The sequence below is a fragment of the Synechococcus sp. H70.1 genome (assembly GCF_047502705.1).
Lineage (GTDB): Bacteria > Cyanobacteriota > Cyanobacteriia > Thermostichales > Thermostichaceae > Thermostichus.
This window is the reverse complement of record NZ_JANSIV010000042.1, coordinates 71,395-97,404: the sequence shown is the minus strand read 5'-3', so window position 1 is coordinate 97,404 and position 26,010 is coordinate 71,395. Positions and strand designations below refer to the sequence as shown.

Annotated in this window: 22 protein-coding genes and 1 tRNA gene; 9 read left to right on the top strand and 14 right to left on the bottom strand. The window is 60.1% G+C overall.

The genetic code is table 11. The features are described from left to right. Positions 1-121: 121 nt before the first annotated feature. Both NW827_RS03475 and pcrA read right to left on the bottom strand, forming a co-directional pair. Positions 122-3,361 carry an AAA family ATPase gene (locus NW827_RS03475; protein WP_414503335.1) on the bottom strand — a complete coding sequence of 1,080 codons (3,240 nt, stop codon included), beginning with the start codon at positions 3,359-3,361 and terminating at the stop codon, positions 122-124. A 95-nt stretch (positions 3,362-3,456) separates the two neighbouring features. Next, positions 3,457-5,784: a DNA helicase PcrA gene (pcrA, locus tag NW827_RS03470; RefSeq protein WP_414503334.1), complete on the bottom strand. Its 2,328-nt coding sequence runs from the start codon at positions 5,782-5,784 to the stop codon at positions 3,457-3,459. 243 nt (positions 5,785-6,027) lie between these two features. Between pcrA and NW827_RS03465 the strand changes: the two genes are divergently transcribed. Both NW827_RS03465 and NW827_RS03460 read left to right on the top strand, forming a co-directional pair. After that, positions 6,028-6,543, top strand: coding sequence for a hypothetical protein (locus NW827_RS03465; RefSeq protein WP_414361336.1), 516 nt, complete (start codon positions 6,028-6,030; stop codon positions 6,541-6,543). Between the two features lie 80 nt (positions 6,544-6,623). Then, positions 6,624-7,268: a hypothetical protein gene (locus NW827_RS03460; RefSeq protein ID WP_414503333.1), complete on the top strand. Its 645-nt coding sequence runs from the start codon at positions 6,624-6,626 to the stop codon at positions 7,266-7,268. Here NW827_RS03460 and dapF read toward each other — a convergent pair. Then, complete coding sequence (dapF, locus tag NW827_RS03455) at positions 7,236-8,144, bottom strand: diaminopimelate epimerase (RefSeq protein ID WP_414361339.1); 909 nt, start codon at positions 8,142-8,144, stop codon at positions 7,236-7,238. The two genes, NW827_RS03460 and dapF, sit on opposite strands and share 33 nt — an antisense overlap. A gap of 26 nt (positions 8,145-8,170) precedes the next feature. Then, complete coding sequence (gene psbN, locus NW827_RS03450; RefSeq protein WP_414361341.1) at positions 8,171-8,302, bottom strand: photosystem II reaction center protein PsbN; 132 nt, start codon at positions 8,300-8,302, stop codon at positions 8,171-8,173. Between the two features lie 249 nt (positions 8,303-8,551). On the opposite strand from psbN, the gene psbH reads away from it, so the two are divergent. Then, entirely contained in the window at positions 8,552-8,755 is a 204-nt protein-coding gene (gene psbH, locus NW827_RS03445; RefSeq protein WP_414361343.1) for a photosystem II reaction center phosphoprotein PsbH, read from the top strand. A gap of 19 nt (positions 8,756-8,774) precedes the next feature. Here psbH and argJ read toward each other — a convergent pair whose 3' ends face one another. Next, positions 8,775-9,992 (bottom strand): bifunctional glutamate N-acetyltransferase/amino-acid acetyltransferase ArgJ, encoded by a 1,218-nt coding sequence (gene argJ, locus NW827_RS03440; RefSeq protein ID WP_414361345.1) that lies wholly within the window; start codon positions 9,990-9,992, stop codon positions 8,775-8,777. A gap of 222 nt (positions 9,993-10,214) precedes the next feature. Here argJ and NW827_RS03435 point away from each other — a divergent pair, with 222 nt between their 5' ends. Continuing rightward, positions 10,215-11,033, top strand: coding sequence for an ABC transporter ATP-binding protein (locus tag NW827_RS03435; protein WP_414403608.1), 819 nt, complete (start codon positions 10,215-10,217; stop codon positions 11,031-11,033). 49 nt (positions 11,034-11,082) lie between these two features. After that, complete coding sequence (locus tag NW827_RS03430) at positions 11,083-12,078, top strand: ABC transporter permease (protein ID WP_414361349.1); 996 nt, start codon at positions 11,083-11,085, stop codon at positions 12,076-12,078. Positions 12,079-12,170: 92 nt separating this feature from the next. Here NW827_RS03430 and NW827_RS03425 read toward each other — a convergent pair. The 7 genes from NW827_RS03425 to truB all read right to left on the bottom strand — a co-directional run bounded on the left by NW827_RS03425 (position 12,171) and on the right by truB (position 17,984). Next, a tRNA-Phe gene (locus tag NW827_RS03425) sits at positions 12,171-12,243 on the bottom strand. Between the two features lie 54 nt (positions 12,244-12,297). Beyond that, complete coding sequence (locus tag NW827_RS03420; RefSeq protein WP_414503345.1) at positions 12,298-12,951, bottom strand: Crp/Fnr family transcriptional regulator; 654 nt, start codon at positions 12,949-12,951, stop codon at positions 12,298-12,300. A gap of 13 nt (positions 12,952-12,964) precedes the next feature. Then, positions 12,965-14,578 carry an AAA family ATPase gene (locus tag NW827_RS03415; protein WP_414403609.1) on the bottom strand — a complete coding sequence of 538 codons (1,614 nt, stop codon included), beginning with the start codon at positions 14,576-14,578 and terminating at the stop codon, positions 12,965-12,967. Positions 14,579-14,626: 48 nt separating this feature from the next. Beyond that, positions 14,627-15,196, bottom strand: a complete 570-nt coding sequence (locus tag NW827_RS03410) for a hypothetical protein (protein ID WP_414361355.1) — start codon at positions 15,194-15,196, stop codon at positions 14,627-14,629. A gap of 33 nt (positions 15,197-15,229) precedes the next feature. After that, complete coding sequence (locus tag NW827_RS03405) at positions 15,230-16,231, bottom strand: zinc-dependent alcohol dehydrogenase family protein (protein ID WP_414361356.1); 1,002 nt, start codon at positions 16,229-16,231, stop codon at positions 15,230-15,232. 210 nt (positions 16,232-16,441) lie between these two features. Further along, positions 16,442-16,945, bottom strand: coding sequence for an allophycocyanin subunit beta (gene apcB, locus NW827_RS03400; protein WP_414361358.1), 504 nt, complete (start codon positions 16,943-16,945; stop codon positions 16,442-16,444). A gap of 139 nt (positions 16,946-17,084) precedes the next feature. Then, complete coding sequence (truB, locus tag NW827_RS03395; protein ID WP_414403611.1) at positions 17,085-17,984, bottom strand: tRNA pseudouridine(55) synthase TruB; 900 nt, start codon at positions 17,982-17,984, stop codon at positions 17,085-17,087. A gap of 86 nt (positions 17,985-18,070) precedes the next feature. Between truB and NW827_RS03390 the strand changes: the two genes are divergently transcribed. After that, positions 18,071-19,057: a DMT family transporter gene (locus NW827_RS03390; protein ID WP_414361362.1), complete on the top strand. Its 987-nt coding sequence runs from the start codon at positions 18,071-18,073 to the stop codon at positions 19,055-19,057. 153 nt (positions 19,058-19,210) lie between these two features. On the opposite strand, the gene trpS is transcribed toward NW827_RS03390, so the two are convergent. Continuing rightward, on the bottom strand, positions 19,211-20,206 hold the full coding sequence (gene trpS, locus NW827_RS03385; protein WP_414403612.1) for a tryptophan--tRNA ligase: 996 nt from the start codon (positions 20,204-20,206) through the stop codon (positions 19,211-19,213). Positions 20,207-20,308: 102 nt separating this feature from the next. On the opposite strand from trpS, the gene NW827_RS03380 reads away from it, so the two are divergent. The 3 genes from NW827_RS03380 to gatC all read left to right on the top strand — a co-directional run bounded on the left by NW827_RS03380 (position 20,309) and on the right by gatC (position 21,554). After that, positions 20,309-20,608 carry a chlororespiratory reduction protein 7 gene (locus tag NW827_RS03380; protein WP_414361366.1) on the top strand — a complete coding sequence of 100 codons (300 nt, stop codon included), beginning with the start codon at positions 20,309-20,311 and terminating at the stop codon, positions 20,606-20,608. Between the two features lie 67 nt (positions 20,609-20,675). Further along, positions 20,676-21,197 carry a photosystem I assembly protein Ycf3 gene (locus NW827_RS03375; protein WP_414403613.1) on the top strand — a complete coding sequence of 174 codons (522 nt, stop codon included), beginning with the start codon at positions 20,676-20,678 and terminating at the stop codon, positions 21,195-21,197. Between the two features lie 63 nt (positions 21,198-21,260). Further along, positions 21,261-21,554 (top strand): Asp-tRNA(Asn)/Glu-tRNA(Gln) amidotransferase subunit GatC, encoded by a 294-nt coding sequence (gene gatC, locus NW827_RS03370; protein ID WP_414361370.1) that lies wholly within the window; start codon positions 21,261-21,263, stop codon positions 21,552-21,554. Between the two features lie 386 nt (positions 21,555-21,940). Here gatC and NW827_RS03365 read toward each other — a convergent pair whose 3' ends face one another. Next, positions 21,941-25,903: a magnesium chelatase subunit H gene (locus tag NW827_RS03365; protein ID WP_414503332.1), complete on the bottom strand. Its 3,963-nt coding sequence runs from the start codon at positions 25,901-25,903 to the stop codon at positions 21,941-21,943. Between the last annotated feature and the right edge of the window lie 107 nt (positions 25,904-26,010).

Below are 26,010 nucleotides of genomic sequence, written 5' to 3'. Positions count from 1 at the left end.
AAGGCCAATAGGGGCAAGGCGGTCTGAGTTTGAGGTGGAGGCTCAGGTAGCTCAGGGTTTGGGCAAGAGTCGGTGGTTTTTTGGTCCTCTGGGGTGAATTCCCTTCCTCCCGCTGCAAGAACTAGCTGCGAATGCAGAGGCGGGATCCCTGAGGGGAGGGCTGCACCTCGATGCGGTGGGGAAAGGCATCTTGCAAGCTGGGGATGTGGGTGATGACCAGGATGCAGGCAAAGTCAGAGGCCACAGCGTTGATGGCCGCCAGTAGCTGGGCCCGCCCGACAGCGTCCTGGGAGCCAAACCCCTCGTCAATGATCAATGTTTGCAGGTCGGATCCCGAGCGCTGGGTAAGCAGGCGGGAGAGGGCCAGGCGGATGGCGAAGTTGATGCGGAAGGCCTCGCCGCCGGAGTAGGTCTCGTAGGGGCGGGTGCCGCGGGGATCGGCGATGAGGATGTCAAGGGTTTCAATTAGCTTGTCCGAGCGTCGCCCCGAGCGCTGGGTTACAAAACGCAGATGGAGGCGGTGTTGGGTGAGGCGGCTCAGGATTTGGTTGGCCTGGGCCTCCAGCTCCGGCAGAACGTTTTCAATGATCAGGGCGGGAATGCCGTTACGGCCATAGGCGTTGGCCAGCTCCTGGTACACCTGCTGCTGGCGGCGGGCTTGCTGTAGTTGCTGCTTCAGCTCCGCTTGCTCCGCTTGTCGCTCAAGGGCTTGCTGCAGCCGCTGCTGGGCCGCCCCCATCTGGGAGAGCACCTGATCTAGCTCTTGCCGGTGCTGCTGCAGGGCTTGGCGGATCTCTTCCAGCTGGGCGGGCGAGACCTCGGGCTGCTCTGCCAGTTGTTGCTGCAGCGCCTCCAGCTCTTGGGTGGCCTGGGCAAGGTGCTGGCGGCTTTCCTGCAGGCGCTGGGCCAAGACCTGGCTGCGGGCTCTTGCTTCCGGCAACTCCTGGCGGGCTATCTGAAGGGCCTGCAGGCGGGCCGGCCACAGTTGCGCCTGGGCCAGTTCTGTTTTTACCTGCTGGTGCAGGGATCCGTCGTAGCCGAGGTGGTTCAGCGCCTGTTCGATCTGGGCCAGTCGCTCTGCCAGGGCAGCCGAGGAGGGCGTCTGCTGCAGGGCTTCCAGTTGGGCTTGTAGGGAGGCGATTTGCTCGCCTAGGCGGGCGCGGCGCTCCTGGGCTTTGCGCAGTTCTTGGGAGCGGCCCAGGGCCCAGCGCCAGCGCTCCAGCTCTCCCCGTTGCAGGGCGTGTTCCCGTTCGTCGTAGCCCAACTGCTGCAGGGCCTGCTGGATCTGGGCTAGCTGCTGCCGCGCCTTTTGGGCATAAGTTTCTTGACTGAGGAGCTGCTCCAGTTCTGCTGCTTCTGCCCGCCAAGCCTCCAGTTGCCGCTGCCGCTCCCGCTCGGCCTCCCACTGCTGTTGCAGCCGCCCCTGGAGGTGCAGTCGCTCGTCCCAGCTGGCCAATTCTTGGCCCAGACGCCGGGCTTCTTCTTGCAGCAACCCAATCTCCCGGTCAGCCACCGCCAGTTGCTCGCGGATAACAAAGAGCTCGCCGGCAATCTCCTCTTGGCGCTGGCGGTGTCTCTTCAGGACCACCGCCCTCAGGGGCGGGCTGAGCGGGCGGGCGCAGAGAGGGCAAATCCAAAGGTGGGATCCCGGGGCAGCCAGCGCTTGGGCGAGCGCTTCCGAGGCTGGATGCGCTTCCTCCTCACCCTCTGCCATCGACTTCACTCCCGCCAAGGCAGGGACGGAGGGGTGCCTTTCTTGGTGGGGAGGATCAGGGTCCGAGCGATCCGCCTGCAGGGACTCTGGCTCACCACCGTTGCTGGGGAACACTTCTAGCAGGCGGCAGCGCTCCTCCTCCTGTTGCCACTGCTGCTGGAGAAGCCGCTGCCGCTCCTGGAGCTTCTGCACGAAGAGGCGGCGTTCCTGGATTTTTTCCAACACCTGCTGCTGGTAGAGGCGCTGCCGCTCCAGCTCTGCCAGAGCTGCTGCCCCGGCGGCAATTTTCTGGGCCAGCTGCTGCTGGTGTTGGGCCAGGGTTTCCTCGCTTTGCAGGTGCTGCTTGAGGAACTGGAGGCGAGCTTGCAGGCGTTCTCGCTCGCGGCGGATCTCCTCCTGCCAGTGCCGTTGTTGCTCCAGGAGGAGGGCGGCTCGGGCCTGAGCCTGGTTCAAGCTCTGGAGCCGCTCTTGGGCTTGCCGGTAGTGGTACAGGGCGCTTTCAATACGCTCCTGTTCTGCCAGCAGTTGGGCATCGGCTGCAGCCTGGGCCTGGCAGGCGGCCAATTCCTGTTGCAGCCGTTGCCTCCTTTGCAGGTGTTGCTGCTGCTGCTCGGCCTGTTGGGTCTGCAGCTTTTGGCGTTCCTGCACCAGGTATTGCTGCTGCTGAAAGAGGTGGTGGAGATGGCGATCCTGGGCCATTAGGGCTTGATAGCGTTCGTAGCCGGCCTGGATCTCTGCGCTTTTGGCAACCAGCTCTTCCAGCTGCAGAAGCTGCTGCCGCTGCGCCCGCCACTGCTGTTCGGTGTGGTGCAGGTTGGCGCTGAGCTTCTGCAAATGTTGGGCAAGCTGCTGCTGTCGCTCCTGGAGGGTGCGGCGATCTTCATAGGCGCGTTCTAGAGCCTGCAGCTCCTGCTGCTGCTGCACCAGGAGCTGTTGGAGATGGGTTTGCCGTTGCCGGAGCTGCTCCAGTTCGGCTTGGATTTGGTCAAGCTCAGCAGGGTGTTGCTCCAGCTTGTGCAGACGCTCTTGGAGCAGATCGGCCCTGAGCTTGGCGCTGCGGGCCCGTTCACGGCAGCGCTCGGCCAGCAAGTCGTACTGGCCTAGCTTGAGCATGTCGGCCAAGATCTGTTTGCGCTCGCCGGGGCGCTTTAGGGTAAAGGCATCGGCCTGTCCCTGGCGCAGATAGGCGGAGTGGAGGAAGGTGTCGTAGTCAAGGCCAAGCTGACTTTCAATTGCCTCTTGGGTGGCGCGCAGGCCTCGGCGGGTGAGGCTGCGCCAAAGGGCTTGGCCGTCTCTTTCTCCCATCTGGATTTGCCACTCCAGGGATCCCTCCCCCGAGAGGTGGCGGCTGCGCAGAACGCGGTAGGTCTGCCCGCGCGAGCGGTAGATCACCTCTACCCAAGTTTCGCTGGCCCCTTTGCGGATGAGATCGCTGTCGTTGCTGGCCCGGCTCTGTCCCCAGAGACCCCAGGTCAGGGCGTCCAGCAAAGCCGATTTGCCTGCTCCGTTGGGGCCGCAAATGCAGGCGGTGTGGATCCCGCGCAGATCCAAAACCGCCTGAGAGTAGCAGAGAAAGTTGTGTAAGGTCAGGCGAACTGGGATCACGGGGGCGGCTCTGGTCGCGGCAAAACCATGGCGATGAGCCATCTAATCCATTATGAGTTATAGGAGTTATTTGCTAAACCCAAGCCCTGCTAAATGCCATTGCAGCTGCCAGCAAAAAGCCGTTTTGTCCTAGGGACTTAGCTGAGCTTTTGGATGGGCGCGATGCGGGGATCCAAAATTTTTTGGCCAACGGCGGGAAATTTCACGGCCAAGGTAACCTGGTCGCCACTGCCAAAGATGTGAGTAATTTGCCCCTGGCCAAATTTGGGGTGTTGCAGGCGATCTCCCACCGCCCACTCTTGGGATCCCTTGCAGCCAGTAGCTGCCTCTCTCGGCTTGGCTACCTTGCTAGGTTGCCGAGGGCTGCCTCTGTGCCACTGGATTAGGTTTTGCGGCAGCTCACTTAAGAATAGAGAGGGGATGGCAGACTCGCGGTTGCCGTAGAGCCGCCGCTGGCTGGCGTAGCAGAGAAACACTTGCTCGCGGGCACGGGTAATGCCTACATAGCAAAGGCGCCGTTCTTCCTCCAAAGCAGCGGGATCCTCCAGGGCGCGGAAATTGGGAAACAGGCCCTGTTCCAACCCCACCAAAAAGACCACAGGGAACTCCAGCCCTTTGGAAGCATGCAACGTCATCAAAGACACTTTCTTGGCCCCTTCCTGGAGAGTGTCCACGTCCGAAGCCAAAGAGACTGTGCTCAAGAAAGCCTCGAGGCTGGAATCCTCCTCCTCTTCCTCAAATTGACGGGCGGCGTTGTAGAGCTCCATTACGTTGGCGAGTCTTTCCTCAGCTTCTGGAGTGCCCTGGGCCTTGAGATCTGCTAGATAACCAGAATCCCGCAAAAGCCCCTCCAAAAGGGTGGCAGCAGAAACCTGAGCCACTTGTTTGTGCCAATGTTCGATGAACCGGACAAACTGGAGAACTGGCTTAGCGGAACGCCCCACCAAGTTGGTTACAGCAGCCTCGTCGCTGAGGAGAGTCCATAGGGGCACATTTAAGGCAGCCGCCGCTTCGGTGAGCTTGTCCAGGGTTGATTTGCCAATGCCCCGCCGCGGCACATTGATAATACGCAGCAGGCTAAAAGAGTCAGCAGGGTTGAGCACAACCCGCAAATAGGCCAGCACATCCTTAATTTCTTTGCGATCGTAGAATCGCAGCCCGCCCACTACTGTGTAAGGGATCCCCCACCGCAGCAAAACCTCTTCAAAGGGGCGAGACTGAGCATTGGTGCGGTAGAGAATGGCAAAATCTCCCCAGGAAAAGTTGGGATCTTGGCTGTGTAACCTGCGGATGGTGTTGACCACAAACTCAGCCTCGGCAATCTCGTCCTCCGCTTGGTAGCAAACGATGGGATTGCCCGCTGGCCGAGTTGGCCGGAGAACTTTATCAATGCGCTCTGTGTTGTTTTCAATGAGAGCGTTGGCGGCCTGCAAAATCGTGGCGGTGGAGCGATAGTTTTCCTCCAGCTTGATCAGGGTGCGGGTATCGTCATCTGGGAGGCCATCGCCAAAGGTCTCTTGAAACTCCAGCAAAATGGTGAAGTCTGCTCCGCGAAAGCGATAGATGCTCTGATCGGCATCGCCCACCACAAAGATGGAGCGGTTTGTCCAGTCCCATTGGGAGCGGCGCTCCTCGCCGTTGGTAACCAGCAATCGGATTAGCTCGTACTGGGTGCGGTTGGTATCTTGGTATTCGTCCACCAAGATATGGCGGAAGCGCTGGTGCCAGTAAGCCAAGACCTGCTCGTTTTGGCGAAACAGCTGCACCGGGATCCAAATTAAGTTGTCGAAGTCGAGGGCGTTGTTGGCCGCCAGTTGATCTTCGTAGAGCTCGTAGACCTGGGCGAGGATGCGACCCCGAAAGTTGGGCTGGTGGCGCTCCAAATCGGCGGGAGTCCAGCCCTGGTTTTTGGCCTTGCTGATGGCGTAGCGCACCGACTTGGGCTCGAACTGGCGCTCGTCCAAGTTGAGTTGCTTGGTTACAATTTCTTTAATCAAAGATTGGGCGTCCGACTCATCGAAAATTGAGAAGTCACGAGTCCACTTGCGTCCCTTGGGATCCCGGTATTTTTCAATCTCCAGGCGCAAGACTTGGGCAAATAGGCTGTGGAACGTGCCGATCCAGAGGGGCTTAATCCAGCGGCGGTAAACGCTGGACTTCAAGCGCGTTGCCTGGGCCGGCTCCAGTTGCGCAAGCGGGATCCCAAACTGCTCCTGCGCCTCCTGCTCAGCAAAGAGCTGCTCGATGCGCTCCTTCATTTCCCGGGCGGCCTTGTTGGTGAAGGTAACAGCCAAAATCTCCTCCGGATTCACCCGGTAGTGGCGGATGAGGTAGGCAATGCGGTGGGTAAGGGTACGTGTCTTGCCGGAACCTGCCCCCGCCACCACCAGCAAGGGGCCACAGAAATGTTGCACCGCTTGGCGTTGAGAGGGATTGAGGCCATCCAACAAGGAGCTAGAAGTCATCTCCGCCGCCACCGAGAAACTGCTTTCCATTATGGGCAAAGGCTGCCCGCCAACCCAGTGGGAGTATTTGGGGGCGGCAGAGCCAAAGATGAAGATTGGTTAAGATCGGTTAAGATTTGGCCGGCTCACCCCGAACTTCCCGCCATGAGCTGCTGTGGCCCGCCCAAGCGCTGCCGGCTTGGTTTTGCAAAAAGACCTCTTGCTTTGGGGGTTGCCACCTTTGCTCTGCTTTCTGCAGGCCCCTTGGCTCCAGCTCAAGCCGGCAACTGCCCCAGCAACGGCAACCCCAACGCCCCTCTTACCCTGCAGCTGGAAAGCATTGCTGGGGATCGGCTCGACTTAAGTCAGTACGACGGCCTGCAGGTGGTGATCTTGACCAACAGCCAAACCCGCTCCCAAGCGGAAGCGCTTTCCAAAAGCTTGACCCTGGAGTTTGGACAAAATCCCCGCCTGCGCCAGATTGTGCTCGTAGACGGCAGGGGGCTGCTGCCAGTGCGAAACTTGGTTTTGCAGGCCATCCGCGAGAGGGCGCCCACGGATCCGCGCTTGGTTTCTCCGTTTGTCTATGTTGCCGTTGACTTTGAGGGATCAGCCATCCAGAAACTGCAGGAGGTGGCTGCCGCAGCATTGCCAGGGATTGATTTTCGCCGCCAGGCTGCCTTGCTGCTTTTGGATGGCCAAGGCACCCTCCTAAGCGGGTTTGCCAATCTGGAGCAATCGAACCTCAGCATTCGCCAGTGCATTCGCACGCAGGTTTGAGTGGCTGGGATCTTCCTCCCCAGTCGTTAAACTGGTCCTAGCGAAGTTAAACCTGTCCAACGGCTTAAGGCCGGGATCCGATGCGCCGCCAGCTCAAGACCTTAAACCAAATCCTCAGCTACAAGCTGGCCGATTTGCGGCTATTTGGCCGCGCGGAACTGAAGGGGCCTGTTCTCCATGTGCTGCTGGAGCGGTTGCCTGGCGACGTGGTGGACACGCTGCAGGTGATGGAGGTGGTGCGCAGCGCCGTCGAGGCTTCGCTGCTGCAGGGGTTGCGCAAAGTCAACGTCTACCTCTGGTGCCGTGGCCAAACGGACGAAGCACCCGAGTGGAGCGAAAGTTTTGTCGTGGAGCCGTTGATCCTGACCAAGCCTGAGGGGGCTTGGAGCCGCGCCTCCAGCTACCGGCAAGACTATCCCGGCATGCGGGTACTGTTTTTTTGCTCGGGCCTTGGTCTAGGTGGCCTTTACCTCTTGGGGAGCGGGGAGCAGAGGGATTGGTTGGATTGGATCCCTATGGGGCTTGCCTTCACCTTGGGGGTGATCTTCCCCTGGCTCAAACGCTCCCTCAACCAACTGGCACCCCCTCGCTTTCTCCGCCTTGGCCTGGGGTTAGGGCTGGTCTTGTTGGGCCTAGCGGTGGCGCTGATCTGGCAGCAGGGCTGGGGCGTAGCCCATGGGATCCTAGCGCTGCTAGCTCTTCTCTTGCTGGGCTTGGGATCCTAAGACCTCTTCAGGAGCTGTGGTGCCGCTGAAAACGGGCAGGGCTGGCCCCGTCATCCACACGTGCTGCGTTTCCAGATCCCAGCGAACCTCCAGGTGGCCACCCGGCAGCTCCACCGTGGCTTGGGGCTCTGCTTGCTCCTCCAAAACGGCGGCCACCAAGGCGGCACAGGCGCCTGTCCCACAGGCCAGCGTTGCCCCTGCCCCCCGCTCCCAAACCCGCAGCCGCAGGTAACTTGGGCTGAGCACCTGCACAAACTCAGTGTTGGTGCGCTCGGGAAAAGCCGGGTGATGCTCAAATAAAGGGCCCACCTTTTCCAACTCCAGCTCCTCCAGGGATCCCTCCTCCTCCAGGAAGACCACGCAATGGGGGTTGCCCATGCTCACCGCCGTTACCCGCCACTCTCGTCCGGCTACTTGCAGCGGCTGCCGCATCACCCTCTCCTCTGGCCTGGCAAGCGTAGTGGGAATCTGCCCGGCCAACAGGCGGGGGATCCCCATGTCCACTGTTACCAAGCCATCGGGCCGCACCCGCGGCACAATCCGCCCTGCCAAGGTGTGGATCTGGTAGGCGCCGTCCCGGCTAGGGATCCCCAGATCCTGTAAAAAGCGGGCCAGGCAGCGGATGCCGTTGCCGCACATTTCCGCCTCCGAGCCGTCGCTGTTGAACAGGCGCATGCTGAAATCAGCTCCCTCCTGCCCTGGCAGGAGAAAAATGACTCCATCTGCCCCCACGCCAAAGCGGCGGTTGCAGAGGGCAGCGGCCTCTTCTGGAGTCAGGCAGGGCTGGGGCTGGTGGCGGTTGTCCACCAAGATGAAATCGTTTCCCAACCCTTGGTACTTGTGGAAGGCAAGACGGGAGGGCAGCCGAATGGCCATGCAGGGCAACCGCAAAACAACCGGCTTCAATCCTCGTGCATTTCGTAGGGATCCTTCAAGTGCTTGGAGGGGGGGCCAAAGGCCGTGTAGATGGCAAAGGCGGTAATGCCAATGGTGACGGCCACAATGGCTACAATGAGGGAAAGGCTAGCTTCCATCGCGGGGATCCCAAGAGAGTTCCTCTAAAGTCTTACACAAGTTTACAAAAAATGGTAACCGGCGGAGAATCCCCTGGGGGGTAGGGAGGAAGGATGTCAAGATTCATTGCTGAAGGCAGAGGGAGGGGGTCAGATTCTGGTAGCGTGATTTAAGATGGCTGTCCTTGTGGCAGTGAGGCCAGGGGAGTCGCTACAGGCCTTTTTTCTGCCTTGACAAACCCATCGTGTCTTTACCCTCCAGTGAGAACTATGGCCATTCGTACCCGACTGGGCGATCTGCTGCGTCCGCTGAACTCGGAATATGGCAAGGTAGCCCCTGGCTGGGGCACCACGCCTCTAATGGCAGTCTTCATGGTGCTGTTTGGCATCTTTATGCTGATTCTTCTAGAGATCTACAACAAGTCGCTGCTTCTGGAAGACATTAACGTCTCCTGGGAGAGCCTCAGCTTCTAGTTTGGACTTGCCAAGCAGCCTAGGTGGTGTACTCGGCATTGATCCGCACATAGTCGTAGCTGAGATCGCAGCCCCAGGCAACGCCCTGGCCAGGCCCTTGGTGGAGGTCTACCGTGAAAGTTACCGGATCCCCCTTGAGGTACTCGCGGGCTGCCTGGCGGTCAAAAGGTAGGGGCATCCCCTTCTCTAGGAGCAGGAAATCTCCCAGCCGGATCTCCAAACGGCGGCTGTCAAAAGGGATCCCCGCTCGTCCGGCAGCGGCAGCCACGCGTCCCCAGTTGGGGTCGTTGCCAAAGGCTGCTGCCTTTACTAGGGGAGAGCTAGCGATGACACGGGCTACCTGCCGAGCGGACCGGTCGTCGGGGGCGCCCTGCACTCGGATTTCCAACAACTTGGTGGCTCCCTCCCCATCGCGGGCAATGGCCTTGGCTAGGTGAATGCACACCTGGATCACCATCTCGGCCAGGACTTGGGCAGCTTTCGTACCACGCTGCAGGGTAGGTGTCCCACTCTGGCCGTTGGCTAGGGCCAGCACCATGTCGTTGGTGCTGGTATCCCCATCCACCGTGATTTGGTTAAAGCTAAGCTCAACAGCCTCCTGGAGGATTTGCTGCCAGAGGGGGGGGTCCACTGCCGCATCGCAGGTTAGAAAAGCGAGCATCGTTGCCAAGTTGGGGTGGATCATACCGGATCCCTTGGCGATCCCTCCCACTCTGACGGTGTAGCCATCAATGTCGGCCTCTAGGGCGGTGCTCTTGGTAACTAGATCGGTGGTGAGGATGGCGCGGGCAGCGCTCTCTCCTCCCTGCGGTGAGAGGCTGTCGATAAGGCGGGGCAGGGCTGCCTTGATTTTGGCCATTTCCAGTTGTTGCCCTATGACCCCAGTTGAGGCGGTGAGCACCTGTTGGGGTGGGATCCCCAGGCGCTCTGCCACCCAGCGGGCCAACTGGGCGTTGTTGCGCTCCCCTTCTTCTCCGGTACAGGCGTTGGCCTGGCCAGCGTTGCAAAGGATGGCCCGCACCGGCTGGCCTTGGGCCAGGATGCCTCGGCTGTAGGTAACACAAGCGGCCTTGACCTGGTTGGTGGTGAAAACGCCAGCCCCTACCGCCTCGCAGTCGGAAACAATTAGAGCGAGATCGGCAGCGCCGGAGGGCTTGAGGCCAGCGGCTACACCAGCAGCGCGGAAGCCGCGGGGGGCAGTTACGGCACCTGCAACGGGTTTAAATTGGGCTCCCATAGGTTTCAGGAGGGTGGTGGATTGGCCTCATCATACCGGCTTCTCTCTCTGACAGCTGCCCGGTAGAGTAGAGTTTCCCGAAAGGGCAGGCTGGCCTTTTGCCCTGGGGTGGTGTAGGGGTGTTGTTAGCGTTACCAAGTTGCGGTAGCAGTAGGGCTACGATGAGTTAAGGATCCCTTGCTTTTGCTTGTTCTGGGACTCCCGACCCAGGAAAGGTAAGCCATGCCTGCCCCGCTGCTTGTCCTCAACCACGTCAGCAAGGTTTATGCCAATGGCACAGTGGCCTTGCAGGATATGAGCCTAGCCATTCCAGAAGGGCAGTTTGTTAGCTTGGTGGGGCCCTCTGGCTGTGGGAAGAGCACGGTGCTCCGACTCATTGCTGGCCTGGGTCAGCTAACTAGTGGCTCGATTGAGTGGGGATCCAATTGCCAGCAGAACGTCCCCAGCCGTTCGGCGGAATCCAAGTTGGCTTTTGTGTTCCAGGAGCCAGCCCTCCTCCCCTGGGCCACGGTAATGGAGAATGTGCGCCTGCCCTTAAAGTTGGCCGGCGAGCCCAAGGAAAAAGCAGATCCCAAGGTATTGCAGGCGCTGCAACAGGTGGGCTTGCAAGGGTTTGAGGGCAGTTTTCCCCGCGAACTCTCAGGGGGAATGCGCATGCGCGTTTCCATTGCCCGTGCCCTGGTCACGAAGCCGCAGGTGCTGCTTATGGACGAACCCTTTGGAGCTTTGGACGAGATCACCCGCAGCAAGTTGAACAGTGAGCTCCTGCAGCTGTGGCAAGAGCAGCAGTGGACGGTAATCTTTGTTACCCACAGCATTTATGAGGCCGTCTACCTCTCCAACCGCGTTGTGGTCATGGCAGCCCGGCCGGGGCGGGTGGTGGCGGATATCCCCATCGAGGCTCCCTACCCTCGTTCAGAAGACTTTCGCACCTCGCCTCTTTACAACGACTACTGTCGGGAGGTGGCGGCCCGTTTGCGCGAGGCTATGGCCGACGTGACTCAGGAGCCGTACCCGCCTTTAGTTAGACGCTTGCGCTAATAGGATGCCTGCTCGCCCTCTGTCTTGAACTCAACTTGCCCTTTACCCTATGTTGGACCGCTTGGCTTCGCTTCTCCAGTTCCTGGAGCACCAGCTGGGATCCCTAGGTGTAGGTATCTTGCCGGAGCACTTGTCTTGGCGGGGGCCGGCTAGAGCTCCAAGCGGCGCCGTAAAAGAAAAACTCAGGCCTGAACCTCGCAGGGAGGCTGAGGTACCCGGCCCTGGCCTATCGACTTCTCCCCAGCGGCTGCCTCTGGGCAAGTGGCTCAAGCCGGAGGTAATTGCCCCGGGGATGGTCGGCCTTCTCTTTCTGGGGCTCTGGGAGGTGGGGGTACGGCTGACAGGGGTTCCCCCCTACCTGTTGCCGGGGCCAATTTTGGTGGCTAAAACCCTGGTCCAGGAGTGGGGATCCCTTTTTCCCTCGCTGCTAGTTACCTTGCAGGTTACAGTGGTGGCTTTCCTCCTCGCTGCCGTCTCCGGGCTGTTGCTGGCCGTTTTGTTTACCCAGAGCAAATGGATTGAGCGCAGCTTTTTCCCCTATGCGGTGGTTTTGCAAACAACGCCCATCGTTTCCATTGCGCCCCTAATTATCATTTGGCTGCGCCACAACACCTTTGCTGCGATGGTGGTCTGCGCTTGGATTGTTGCCTTCTTCCCCATTCTCTCCAACACTACCCTAGGGTTAAACAGCGTCGATCACAACCTGCTCAACCTGTTTCAGCTGTATAAGGCCAACCGCTGGCAAACCCTGATTTACCTACGCCTACCCAGCGCTCTGCCCTATTTCTTGGGGGGCCTGCGCATCAGCGGTGGCCTTTCTCTCATTGGCGCGGTGGTGGCCGAGTTTGTGGCTGGTAGCGGGGGGGAGCGGGCTGGGATTGCCTACCAGATCTTGATCTCCAGCTTCAACCTCCAGGTGCCCCGCATGTTTGCCGCTCTGGTGCTGCTCACTGGCCTGGGGGTTCTGATCTTTGTGGCCTTGAGCGCTCTGTCCAACAAAATCCTAGGCCGTTGGCACGAAAGCGTGGTGCCCCGTAACAGCTAGGAACAACCCCTGCCGGCAGGCGGTGAATAGCCCAGGCCCCTGCCTAGGGGATTCTGCCTCTCCAGCTGCTTAGGGCAGCTTTGACTCTAGCATGCCAGGAACCAGATTCGAACTGGTGACACGAGGATTTTCAGTCCTCTGCTCTACCAACTGAGCTATCCCGGCTTCGACCCCCTATTTTAGAGCGCTCAGGACCTCTTTGGCAACAGGGAGCGCCCCTTAGCCGACGAGCTTTTCCAGGGCCTCCATCTGCGGAATACAGAGGATGTCGCGGCTGCGATCCCGGCGGATCAGCTCCTCCTGTTCCAGCTTAGCAAGAACGCGGGTAACCGTCTCCCGCGCTAAGCCGCTCAAGCTGCTCAGCTCCCGATGGGGCAAGTTGGGGATCTCTACGCCGCTGCGGCTGACCCGGCCCCGGGATTCTGCCAAGAAGAGAAGAATATCGGCAACGCGGGCAACACTGCTAGCCTCGCGCAACTGCAGCCGCCGGTTGAGCTGCCGCAAACGGCGGGACATGAGCTGGGCAAGGCGAATGCCAGCCTGGGCATGAGCAGTCAAAAAAGCCAGAAAATCCTGGGCCGGCAGACAGCAAACCTTGGTCGGTGTTAAGGCAATCACATCGCTGGAACGGGGTGCCTCATCCAAGGCGGCCATCTCCCCAAAGATCTCGCCTGGGCCGAGAATGGTGAGGGTAACCTCCCGCCCCTCTCCATCGTGAGTGCGAATTTTAACCCAGCCCTCCAGAATGAAATAGACGGCACTGCCCCAGTCATTTTGCAACAAGATGGCCTGGCTGACGGGGTAGGAGCGCAGCGCCATCTGCCGGGCCAGCGGCTCGAGCACCTCTGGAGGAAAGCCTTCAAACAATGGCATCAAGCGCAAATCCTCAGCCATTACCTCGCTCACTGGTGATCTCCTGCAGCTGCGCTTGCCAATCCTGACTGGTGTCCAACACGGTGAGGTAAGACCGTTCCCCCTCGGAAAAATCCTGCCACTGGGCCTGCTGCTGGGCAAGGAGATCGGCAGTGGCATCGGCAATGTCAGCCACGCTTCGCCCCTCCCCAATGCCTGAGGCCAAGAGGTCAGAGGGCAGAGAAGCCTGGCTGCGCCGCTGCAGACGCTCCCGGAGGACGAGCTCAGGAGCATGGCAGTAGAGAATACGCAGCGGGAGGCCGCGCCGTTGCGCTTGTTCCATCGCCAGGCTGCGCAGCGCTTGCCGGTCAAACTTGGCATCCAGAATGACGGTGTAGCCCTCCTGGGCCAATTCCACTCCCAACTGCACTAGGCGGCGGTAGGTTTTCTCAGTCATCTCGGGCGTATACACCTCTGGCCCCCCGCGCTGCCGCAGAGGGATCCCGGCCAAGTGCTTGCGCACGGCGTCGGAGCGAATGTGGATGGCTCCCCGCTGCCGGGCCAGGTAGCGGGCCACCGTACTTTTGCCTGCTCCCGACAGGCCAGCCATCAAAAACAACTGCCCCTGTTTGGGAAGGGTGTATTCCCAGGCCAGGCGGTAGTAGCGGGCGGCAGTGTGGAAGGCATTGGCTTTGGAAGCTTCCGAGGCGGCAGGATCGTCCAGCAAAAAAGAGGTGACCTTGGCCCGCACATAGGCCTGGCGATTGAGGTAAATGGGCAAGATCTTCAGTCCCTCCCAGTCACCCGTTTCTTCCAAATAGGTGTTCAAATAGGCATTGCCCAGATCGGGGCGGTGGCGGGCATCCAAATCCATCACCGCATAGGAGACGTCGTACATCGTATCCACAAAGCGGAAGGCCTCGTTGAACTCGATGCAATCGAAAAGCAAGATCTTGCCTTCCCAGTGGCAGATATTGCCCAGGTGCAGATCCCCGTGGCCTTCGCGGATGCGGTCTTGCTCGATTCTCTGGTAAAACAGCTCCTGCCGCCCGGCAAAAAAGCCATCCGTATAGGCTCGGGTCTCTCGGTACTGCTCGGCGGTCTGGGGGCCGCCGATGTAGCGTTGGGTCTGGGCGTAATTCTCGTCAAAGGCCTCCCGTACCCGCTCTGGTCGGCCAAAGCTGCGAATGTAGTCGTTGGTCGCCGCCTGGGCGTGAAAGGCCGCCACCGCCCGCCCTAGCTCCTCCATCAAGGCTGGTGTCAGCTCCCCCCGCTCGAGGAGGTTGCTAAAGAGTTGCTCTTGAGGAAATTGCCGCATTTTGAGGGTGTACTCCACTGGCTCGCCCCTGCCGTCAAGCTGGAACTGGCCCTTGGCACGCACAATGGGCAACACCTCTAGGTAAAGCTCCGGCGCGCCCCGCTGGTTCAGGCGCAGCTCTTCTTGGCAAAAGTGGCGCCGCCGCTCGAGAGTTGTGAAGTTCAAAAAACCAAAATCTACGGGCTTCTTTACTTTATAGGCATAGTCGCCCGTCAGGAGAACATAGGAGATGTGGGTTTGGAGAAGCTGGATCGGCTCCTGCACCGGGTGGGGGTAAAACCTCGGCTCCAGCATTGCCTTGATGAGGGGCGGCAGGTGGGCAGTGACCATGGAAAACCACAGTAAGGGATCCCTATTTTCCTCCAACTTGCTCTCCGCCTAGTCTCCAAAAGGCAAGGCAGCCTCTAGGGGGGAAAGACGGATGATGCCGATCCCTTGCTTGACCAGAGTATCTTGAGCAGCAGCAGAAAGGGCGTAGGGCCAGACCAGATACTTGGTGTTGATGTAGTCGCGTCCCCGCTTGGCCAGGCTGACCTGTTCGGAGAGCATCCGCACCTCCGGCCCTCGGGTGATGATGGCTTCGGTGCGGCGGATGCGTTGCATCAGTTGGCTAAACAGCTCTTGGGGCTGCTGCACAAACACCACAATCGCCAGGTCGCAAGGATTGTAGTAGGTGCCGCTGCCACAGAGAAGCAGGGCCTCACTGGCAAGGACAAGCGTCTCCTCGTCCCCCAGGGCCACCACGGGGTAAAGAAAGGTGCGCACGTCCTCCGGCTGCCAGTGCGTGAAGGAGTAGCTCTCCACCTCTCCCCGCACCCAGGAGGAGATGGCCGGAAAAACTGCTTCGCTCAGCAGCCGATAGGCCGCCTGGGGTTGCCCCAGCCAGCAGAGGGCATTCTCATAGAAGCTCTCATTCTCCAACAGGTGAGGGGGGAGAGGATTAGCCATAGGCGGATCCGGCCACGGCTTCCTTTAGCAGGCCTAATCGGAAATAATTAAGGCAATTTTGCCAAGAACAGATCCCTGCTCCAGCAAGCGATGGGCCGCAGAAGCTTCGGCCAGCGGAAAGGTGTGGCTGAGGTGGATACGCAGTTGGCCTTGGTCGATGAGGCGGGCGCATTGCCTGAGAATCTCTGCCTGATTTTGCTGGGCAGCCACAAGATTCTTTAGCATCGGCGTAAGCATCAGCTCAAAGCCTACCCGTAGGTTGCGGTCGCGGGCCACCCGCCAATCCGTCTCTGGGGCCGGCGCCAACAGCGTGACGAGATCGCCGTACACCCGCACAGCCGGAAAGGTCTGCTCCAGCACTGGGCCACCCACGGTATCCAGGGCCAGATCTACTCCTTCCCCACCCGTCCAGTCCAAAACAGCCCGCACAAAGTCAGTCTGGCGGTAGAAGATGGGCAGGCTAGCTCCCAGAGAACGGACGAACTCGGCCTTTTCTGGGGTGCTCACGGTGGTGGCGACTTCACATCGCCGCAGGCGGGCCAGTTGGATGGCCACATGACCTACCCCGCCGGCGCCAGCGTGGATAAGCACCTTTTGGCCAGTCTGCAGCCGCCCCCGGTCGTAAAGGGCCTCCCAGGCAGTAATCAACACCAGGGGAGCAGCGGCAGCCTCGGCAAAGCTAAGGGTTTTGGGCTTGGGGGCCACAAAGCGCTCATCCACCACGATGAGCTCAGCATAGTTCCCCCCCTGCTTGCCCAGGCCGCCATAGCAGAAGTAAACCTCGTCTCCAACCCGAAACTGCCGCACTCCGGCCCCCACCGCTTCCACAACGCCAGCGCCGTCACATCCCAAAATGGCCGGCATCTCTTCCGGGTAGAAGGTGCCCCGCCGCCGCAGCTTGGTGTCGATGGGGTTGACGCCGGCAGCCTTGAGACGAACACGCAGCTCCCGCTCGCCGCGGATCTGGGGATCAGGTACCTCCTGCAGTTGCAGAACCTCCGGCCCGCCGGGCACGTTCATGACAACAGCTTTCATGTCTTTCGGGGCTTTTGGCTGGGATCCACAGGGTGCCCCCCTTAGGTTCCAGCAAGGGAGGCTCTCAATGGCTAGTAGCATAAGCGAAGAGAGCTGCCTCTGGGAAGGAAGCCCCCTCGATTTGGAATCCCCACCGCTACAGGGGGTGGCAGCTCTCTAGTTGGCTAGGGCCTGCAGCTTGCTCACCCCCCTACGCAGCAGGACTAGCGCCTAGATATCGGTTTCACTCAGCTTGGCGCTCATGTAATCGAAGGGCTCGGCTACAAAGCTGTAATCCTCGTCGGTGCCAAGCAGCTCTAGGGCACGCTGCTTCATGTTTTGGATCCCAATGACGGTTGGAGCAATCGGCACCCCCAGGGAGTTGTAGGTCTCCCGCAGACCGGCCAAAACGCGCTCGTCCAAAATGCTATTGTCGGCAGCCACCAGGGCGTAGGAAGCATAGCGCAGGAAGTAGTCCATATCCCGCAGGCAGGTGGCGTAGCGGCGAGTGGTATAGGCGTTCCCTCCTGGGCGGAGCAGCTCCGGCACTTGGGCAAACATGGCCGCAGCAGCCGTCTTGACGATGTCCACCGAGTTGAGGTTGATGACCTGCACGGCTTTGATGCGCCGCAACCCGGAATCGTAAAAGGCCCTGAGAGCCTCCATGGCATCCCGATCGAGGTAGCGGCCTGTCAGATCGTAGGTTTTGATCAAAGTGGTTACGGCATCGCGCATATCCCCAACTCCGTTTTCGTGGCGTCTCAAAGAGCTAGGTCAAGCCTCCCTCCCCTCAGGACCGATCCCTGAGGCGTTTTCCGCCCTTGGTTGGCTCTCCCGCAGTCTATCACACGGAGGATCTTCCCCGACAGGGAAATCAGGGATCCGGCAACAGCACCCGTAGCGGCTTAAGCAGTCTGCCTTGCCATTGTCCCAACCCTAAGAACGTTCCTTGCTCGCTCTTTACCCGTACGCTCTTGGCAGTAGCCTGGGCAGAATCTAGGGGAATGGCCTGACCTTGCTGCCAGCGGCGGGCCTCAGGGGGTGAGAGCAAGACCACCTCCCAGCCAACAAAGCCCCACTCAATGGGCAGCAGGGCAGCGGCAGGATTGGCGGATCCCTGCCACCCCTCAAGAGGCCAGCTCTCTTCGAGGCGAAAAGGGCCACTTTGCAGCCGCCGCAGCTGGCTCATCAAACCGCCACAGCCAAGTTTTTCCCCCACATCGCGGGCAAGGGCGCGGATGTAGGTGCCGGGGCCACAGGCAATCTCTAGATCCACTTCCGGGAATTCGCCGGGACGCCAGTCCAGGATCTGCAGCTGCCGAATCACCACCCGCCGTGGCTCTAGCCCTAGTTCGGCAGCCTTTGCCCCCGCCCGGGCTAGCTCATAAAGCTTTTTCCCCTGCCGCTTGACGGCGCTGTAAAGGGGCGGTACCTGCCAAATCTCGCCGACAAATTTTTGCAAACACTCCTCCACCTGCTCGCGACTGAGCTGCGGACAGGGGGATCCCAGCTCCACCTCCCCCTCGGTGTCGTCAGTGTTGCTGCGCTGACCAAAGCGGAAGGTTGCCCGATAAACCTTATCCCCCGGCAGAAAGGCCAAAAAGCGCGTCGCCCGCCCCACGGCAATGGGCAAAACTCCCGTTGCCGCCGGATCCAGGGTGCCCCCATGCCCCACCTGGCGGGTGCGCAAGGTTCGCCGCACTGCCGCCACACAGTCGTGGGAGGTGAGCCCTGCCGGCTTATCCAGGTTGAGAAAGCCCTCTAGGGATCCCATACTCTGCATCAATAGTGAAGATTTGTAACTAGGCTGCCGCAGCGCTTAACATGGGGTTGACTTCTGTGGCCAAGTTTGAAGCGCTTATGGCTCACTCTGACACGTTACCTCAGCCTCTCTGGCAACGCCTGCTGATGATTGCCCCTTTTTTCCTCTGGGGTTCGGCAATGGTGGCGATGCGAGATGCCCTCTCCGAGACCACTCCTCTCTTCATTGCCATTCTGAGGCTGTTGCCAGCCGGGCTCCTCGTTTTGGCCTTTCGGCTTTGGCAGGGGCGGGTCTCTAACGTCTCTCAGCCCTGGCATCCTCAGGGATTGCGGGGCTGGCTGTGGGTCTTGGCCTTTGCCCTCGTGGACGCCACCTGTTTTCAAGGCTTTTTGGCGCGAGGGCTGCAGGAGACCGGCGCTGGCTTGGGATCCGTGTTGATTGACTCGCAGCCGCTAGCAGTAGCTCTGATGGCCAGCTGGTTTTACCGGGAGCGGCTGGGAGCGCTGGGCTGGCTGAGCCTGGGGCTAGGCGTGGTCGGCATTAGCTTGATTGGCCTGGGAGGGGAGGGATCCCTGCAGCTAGGACCTGGCGTTGGCTGGATGTTGCTGGCCTCCCTGTCGATGGCCATCGGCACGGTGATGATGCCCAAGGTAGCAGAGGTGGCAGACCCAGTATTGGCAACTGGCTGGCACATGGTGCTGGGTAGCTTGCCTTTGATCCTGCTTTCGGCGCTCACAGAAAGCCAGCAGTGGCAGCACCTAAGCGGCCTCCACTGGCTGGGCTTGCTCTATGCTTCGGTGATGGGAAGCGCCGTGGCCTATGCCCTGTTTTTCTACTTTGCCTCCCAAGAAAACCTCACCGAGTTTAGCTCCCTGACCTTTCTCACCCCGGTGTTTGCCCTCTTCTTCGGCAACACCCTCCTAGGCGAAACCCTCACCCCCCGACAGTGGGTGGGGGTAGGTATCACCCTGCTCTGCGTGTACGGGATCAACCACCGGCAGGAATGGCAGGAGCGCCTGCCTCTGCTCTGGAAGGGGATCCTTGCCCCCCGCCCTGTTGAAGTTGGCGAGGGCGAGTCTAAGTAAATGCTCCCCGATGCTAGCTCTCTCCAGGGCCAGTTGCCAGCAGCATTGGGGTTGGCAGTAGGGATGAGCCTGCAAGGTGGCTTCTAGGTGGGGACTCAAGGACGGCACTTCTTCTCTCGGGCTGCTGGGCTGCGTTGCTGGGGGAGGGATCCCTCAAGGGGGTAGAAACCCCATTGCCTCTCGCACCTTTTGGAGGGTTGGCTCGGCCACGGCGCGAGCCTTGGCAGCATTTTCTCGCATCAGCAGCTGGAGGTAGTCGGGGTCACTCCCGATCTCCCGGTAGCGCTGTTGAATGGGCTGGAGAGTGGCAATGATACTGTCGGCAAGAAGAGGTTTGAACTGCCCCCACCCCATCTCGGCACATTCAGCCGCCACCTCCTCCTTGCTCTTGCCGGAGGTGAGCATGTAGATTGTCAGCAAATTGTGGGCCTCTGGGCGGGCCGGGTCGTCGAAGGTAATGCCGCGGATTGAGTCGGTCTTAGCTTTTTGAATCTTTTTGCGAATTGTATCTGGATCGTCCAGCAGGTGGATACGGCTGAACTCGGAGGGATCCGACTTGGACATCTTGCGCGTGCCATCCGTTAGGCTCATAATCCGCGCCCCCTGCGGGCGAATTAGCGCCTCGGGGATTACAAATGTTTCTCCAAAGCGGTCGTTAAAGCGGCGGGCAATGTCCCGACAGAGCTCGATGTGCTGCCGCTGATCCTCTCCCACAGGTACATACTTGGGCTGGTAGAGGAGAATATCCGCCGCCTGCAAAATTGGGTAGCTAAACAGGCCAACGCTCGTTTCCTCGCCCTGCTTCTCTTTTTTTTCCTTGTACTGGATCATGCGCTCCGCCCAGTTCATGGGAGTGATGGTGGCAAACAGCCAGGCCAGCTCCGTGTGGGCAGGCACATGGGACTGCACAAACAGCACGCAATGCTCCAGCTTGAGGCCACAGGCCAAATAGAGGGCAAACAGGGAACGGGTGCGCTCCCTCAACAGCCTGGGATCCTGGGGCACAGTAACAGCGTGCTGGTCCACAATACAAAAGAAGTTCTCATACTGCTCCTGCTCGGCCACCCAGTTTTTAATAGCCCCTAGGTAATTGCCCAGGTGCAGCTCCCCGGAGGGCTGAATGCCAGAAAAGGTGCGCGGCTTGGCCATAGCACTCTCAAAGCCAACAAGAGGGCGGACAAAAGCCTTTTTCAGGATATCAAGAGAGCCGCAGCCCTTCATTATGGAAGTTAAGATACCCAACTCAACCCCATGTCAGACCCCCAACCCGAGCCGCTTCGCTCTGCCAATCACTACGTGCTGCTGATCCCGGGCCTGCCAGAGCAATTTCTCAGCTCTGAGGAATTGCAGGAGTTCCTCGTGCAGCTCCTGCAAGAGCATCCCCACCTAGTGGATGCGGATCTGGCCCGCTACCCCACTCCCCAAGCCCAGGCCCAACGGCTCATCGATACGACTTGCGAGCTGGAAGTCTTTCCTGGTGAAACCGTGCAGTGGCACCCGGTGCGCCTCAGCAAGCGTCGCTCAGCCTCTTCTGGGCCAGGCTCAACCTAAAGGCTTCGCGGGCGTGGTACAACGCAAAAAGGGTAGGTCCTATCCCAGGCTCCAAAGGAGGTCAACCATGCCGCGCGGCATGAAGAACGACAACTTCATTGACAAAACTTTCACGGTCATGGCCGACCTAATCCTAAAGTTGCTGCCAGGGGTGAGTTCGGACGAGAAGAAAGCCTTTGCCTACTACCGAGACGGCATGGCAGCCCAGAGCGAAGGGGAATACGCCGAGGCCCTAGAAAACTACCGCGCAGCTTTGGCTCTGGAGCAGGACGACCAAGACCGCAGCTACATTCTCTACAACATGGGCTTGATTTACCAAAGCACCGGTGACCTGGACAAAGCCCTGGAGTACTACCACCAGGCCTTAGAGCTAAACCCACGCCTCTGTTCAGCCCTCAACAACATTGCCGTTTTGCTACACCACAAAGGTGAGCAGAGTCTGCAAGCTGGGGATGAAGAAACGGCGGAGGCCCTGTTTGACGAGGCCGCCCGCTACTGGATCCGCGCCATTCGCATTGCCCCCAACAACTACATCGAGGCCCAAAATTGGCTGAAAACCACAGGACGCGCCAACCTAGAGCTGTATTGAGCTGCCCCCTCTTGAGGTCTGGCTGCAGTAAACTCAGCGGTAGCTCATAGGGCAAAGGAAACAATGCTGACACGGGAAGAGGTACGCCACGTCGCTCATCTGGCACGGCTTGAGCTTACCGAGGAAGAGGAAATCCAGTTTACCCAGCAACTGGCAGATATTTTGGCCTACGTAGAACAGCTTCAGGAACTGGATACCGAAGGCGTAGAGCCTACCTTCCATGTCCTCGATATCGAGCTGCCCACCCGCCCCGATGAGGTGCAGCCCTACTCCAATGTCGAAGGGATCCTGGCTAACGCCCCCGACCGCGCTGACAGGTTCTTCAAGGTGCCCCGCATTTTGGAGGAGGAAGACTAAAAGCCGCATTCTTTCTAACCTCTGCCCTACGGCTAGAGGGTGAGATCCCTGCCGACTTTGGCCAACTCAGCAGCAGAAGAAGGCTTGGGCCAGTGGGTGAAGAGCCGCCTGCTCCTCCCTCAGCTACCCACCCAGCCAGCCGGGCCAGCCAACCCTTTGCACTGGCTGCCTGCGGCTGACTACCCCAGCTTCTCCCCAGCACTAAGGGGGAGGGCGTCATACCCCCAACTCCAAGGCCTACGGCCCGCTGCGGCAAGGGAGCTGCCCTCTTGCCAGCGGAGCCGCCTACCCAGAGGCCCCTTATTCACCGCAGCAGGGCAGAGCGCTTGGCAGGAATGCTGCAGCCTGCGCCGTAGCCTCGGCTCTCCTCTAGCGGGATCGCCTAGCTACTCAATCCCCTCAATCCGGTCTTCAACTTGCTGATAGAGCTCCTGCAGGCGCTCGATATTGGCTTGGGAAGTTTGCCAGTAGCCGCGCCCGTGCACCTCCAGCAGGGTGCCGACAATGCGCCGGAAGGAGTGGGGGTTGAGGTTCATCAGCCGCTGGCGCATTGCCTCGTCCTTGATGAAGGTCTCATTAGCTTCCTCGTAGATCCAGTTGTCCACCGCACCTGCCGTGGCCGACCAGCCGGAGGTGTTCACCAGCCGCTTGGCAATCTCCCGCACCCCTTCATAGCCGTGCTTGAGCATGCCCTCGTACCACTTGGGATTGAGGAGCTTAGTGCGAGCATCCAGCCGGATTGTCTCACTCAGGGTGCGGATCTGGGCATGGGGCGTGGTGGTATCGGCAATGTAGGCTGCGGGAGCCTTGCCGTCTGGGCGCAAGCTCTGCACCAACTTGGTGGGATCCGCGTCGAAGTAGTGGCTGACATCCGTCAGGCTAATCTCCGACGAATCCAGGTTTTGGAAGGTCACGTCCACCGTCTTTAGGCTGGCCTCAAAAAGCTGCCGCATCTGCTGGTTGGGCAGATTCGAGCCAAAGGCAAAGGACTTGCGGGATAGATACATCTCCCGCAGCTCGCTCTCGTCCTCCCAGGAGCTGTTTTCCACCGCCAGGCTAATGTTGGCCGAGTAGGAGCCGGAGGCGTTGGAAAAGACCCGCGTTGCCGCCTGCTCCAGCGTCAGCCCCAGCTCCTTGGCCTGCTGGAGGGCGTGCTTGCGCACAAAGTTGAGCTCCAGCGGCTCATCGGCCAGGGCCGCCAGCTTCACTGCCCGGTCGAGGAGAGCCATTTGGTTGACAAAGAGATCCCGGAACACGCCGGAGCAGTTGACCACCACGTCAATGCGGGGACGCCCCAGCTCCTCCAGGGGGATGAGCTCCACCTTGTTCACCCGCCCCAGGGCATCCGGCTTGGGACGCACCCCCAGCAAACACAGCACCTGGGCTAGCGATTCCCCATAGGTCTTGATGTTGTCCGTGCCCCAGAGCACCACCGAGATGGTTTCCGGGTACCTGCCGCCGTTGGCGCTCAACTCGCGGGCTAGCAGCCGCTCCACCACGATCTCCGCCGACTTGATGGCCGCTGCGGTGGGGATGGACTGGGGATCCAAAGCATGGATGTTGCGCCCCGTCGGCAACACATTGGGGTTGCGGATGGGATCCCCGCCGGGCCCCGGTGGGATGTACTCCCCTTCCAAGGCCCGCAGCAGCGATCCCAGCTCGTAGTCAGCCGTAATTTGCTTAAGGCACTCTTCCAAAAACTCGAACAAAGGCTTGAGTAGCTCCGCATCCACCTGGGGATAGCCCGCCTCCTTCAGGGCCACCAGCCAGGGGGCCTGCCGTCCCATGTTGAAAAAGTTGAGCTTGGCCACCCTGGAGACCCGCCCCTGGGCGTCGGTTTGCTCCTGCACCAGGGCCGCCACTGCCTTGTGGCAGGCCTTGTTGATGCGGTCCAGCAGCTCCGTATCCGCCAGGTGCCCCCGATCCCGGTTGCGGTAGATCTCGTCGATATCCCGGCCCAGGCTCTGGGCAATAATGCGGGGTAGGCTGAGGATCCCTTCTTCTGGGCGGTCAATGCTGGCGATGCTGACCAGCGTGGCAATGGCCTCCTCTGCCGTGGGGGGCGCCCCGATGACATGCAGACCACAGGGCAATAGCCGCGACTCAATCTCCATTAGCTTGGCGTAGAGCTTGCCCACCACTGTGTCCCGTTCTTCCAGACTCAGCTGGGCAGCATCCCCCTCTGGCAGCTCCACATCCTTATCCAGGTTGACCAGGCGCGCCTTGTCACAGATGGCGTTGACAATGGCAATGCCCCGTGCCCCCTCCCGCAGGGTTTGGTAAGAGCCAATCAGCTCCCGCAGCTCCTGCAGCCCCTTGTAGAGGCCGGCATTCTCTGCCGGCGGTGTCAGGTAGCTGATGGTGCAAGCGTAGCCGCGCCGCTTGGCAATGGTGGCCTCGCTGGGATTGTTGGCGGCGTAGTAGTAGAGGTTGGGCAGGGATCCAATCAAATTATCCGGGTAGCACTCGCCCGACATGCCAATTTGCTTACCGGGCATGAACTCCAAAGAGCCATGGGTGCCAAAGTGCACCACCACATCGGCTCCCCACACCTTCTCCAAATAGGTGTAGTAGGCCGCAAAACCATGGTGGGGGCTGGCCGATCTAGAAAAAAGCAGCCGCATGGGATCCCCTTCGTAGCCAAAGGTGGGCTGCACCCCAATGAACACGTTGCCAAAGTGCTTGCCGTAAATCAGCAGATTTTGCCCATCAGTGTTCAGGTGCCCTGGGGGTGGCCCCCAATATTTCTCAATGGCTTTGACATAGGGGGTCAGGGCCTCGTATTCCCGCACCGACAGCTTGGCAGCCACGTTCAGCTCTGGGCTGGCGTACTGGGCCTGGGCATCGTGCAGGATGGACTCCATCAACTCCTGCGGTGTTTTGGGCAGCTCTGGCCCCAGGTCGTAGCCGTTGTGGGCCAGGGCCTGCATGACGCGGTGGATGGAGGCAAACACATCTAGGTAGGCTGCTGTCCCCACATTGCCTTTGTCTGGCGGGAAGCTGAAGACAGTGATGGCGATCTTCTTCTCCAGCTTGGGCTTACGCCGCAGGTTGGCCCACTTGAGGGCCCGCGCTGCAATCAGCTCAATCCGATCCTGCAGAGCATGGGCTTTGCCGGTGACGGCGTCTCGCCCCGAGAGGATGATTGGCTCGATGGCCCCGTCCAGCTCAGGAATGGCAACTTGCAGCGCCACCTGCACCGGGTGCAGGCCTAAGTCACTAGCAGCCCATTCCTCGGTGGATTGAAACACCAAGGGCAGGGCCACCATGTAGGGGCGATTCAACCGCTGCAGCGTCTCCACAGCCTTGGGGTGATCCTGCCGCGCCGGGCCCCCCACTAGGGCAAAGCCGGTTAGGGACACCACCACATCCACAATTGGGGCTGTCTTCTGCTCGTTCCAGAAAAACTCGTTCACCGGCTTGGAGAAGTCCAAGCCGCCGGCAAACACCGGCACCACCCGTGCCCCCCGCGACTCCAGCTCCTGCACCATCGCCACGTAGTGGGCATCATCCCCCGTCACCAGGTGGGTGCGCTGCAGCACCAACCCCACGCAGGGAGCCAAGGGATCCTTTACGTCTTCTGGCAGATCCTCGCGGGCATTGTACCAATCCCAATACTCCGCCAGGCTGGCAAACATCTGCGGCGCTAGGGGATGCCAAATGCCCATCTCCAAATAGGTCACTGGCTCGGCAAAGGAGAGCTGTCCCCGCATCCCCGGCAGGTAGCGATCCGCCAGCATCAGCAAAAAGTTCTCCAGGTTCTCGCGGGATCCGCCCAGCCAGTACTGGAAGCTAAGCATGAAGTTGCGGGCATCCTGGGCCTTGTCAAAGGGCAGGTACTTCAGCACCTTGGGCAGGGTCTGCAGCAGTTTCAGCATCCCCTCTTGGAAGTTGGATCCCTGCTGGCGCTTGCGCATGAACTGGGCAATGGCGCTCTTAGACTGGCCCAGTTGCGCCATGGAAAAGGATCCCAGCTTATTAAGGCGCATCACCTCCGGCATGGAGGGGAACACCACCACTGCATCCAGCCGCTCCCGCAGAGGTTCTACTGCCTGCACTACCTTCTGGGCGATGTCCTCAATGAAGATCAAGGAGCCGATAAAGACATTGGCCGTCTCCAGATCCCGCTGGAAAGCCTCATACCCCGAGGGATCCCGCAGCTCCTCCACCAGATACCCAGACAGCTCCACCGCCAGCTTGGGGTTGTGGGCGTTGATGCGCTGGACTGCCGCCGTCAGGGCACTCTGATACTGCGGCTCCAACACCACGTACACCACCTTCATCAGTCGGCGTCCCCCCAGCTCAGCAGGGGCCACGTGGCGGGTGATGGGCTTAACCAGAGTAAACATGCGGTCGCTCTCCGTCCTGCAACGCCAAAAAGCAAGTAGGCCGGGAATGGGCATTCTTCCCTAGCACCTGTTTCCCGTTCTACCAGAGAACTGGATCCCTGCCGGGG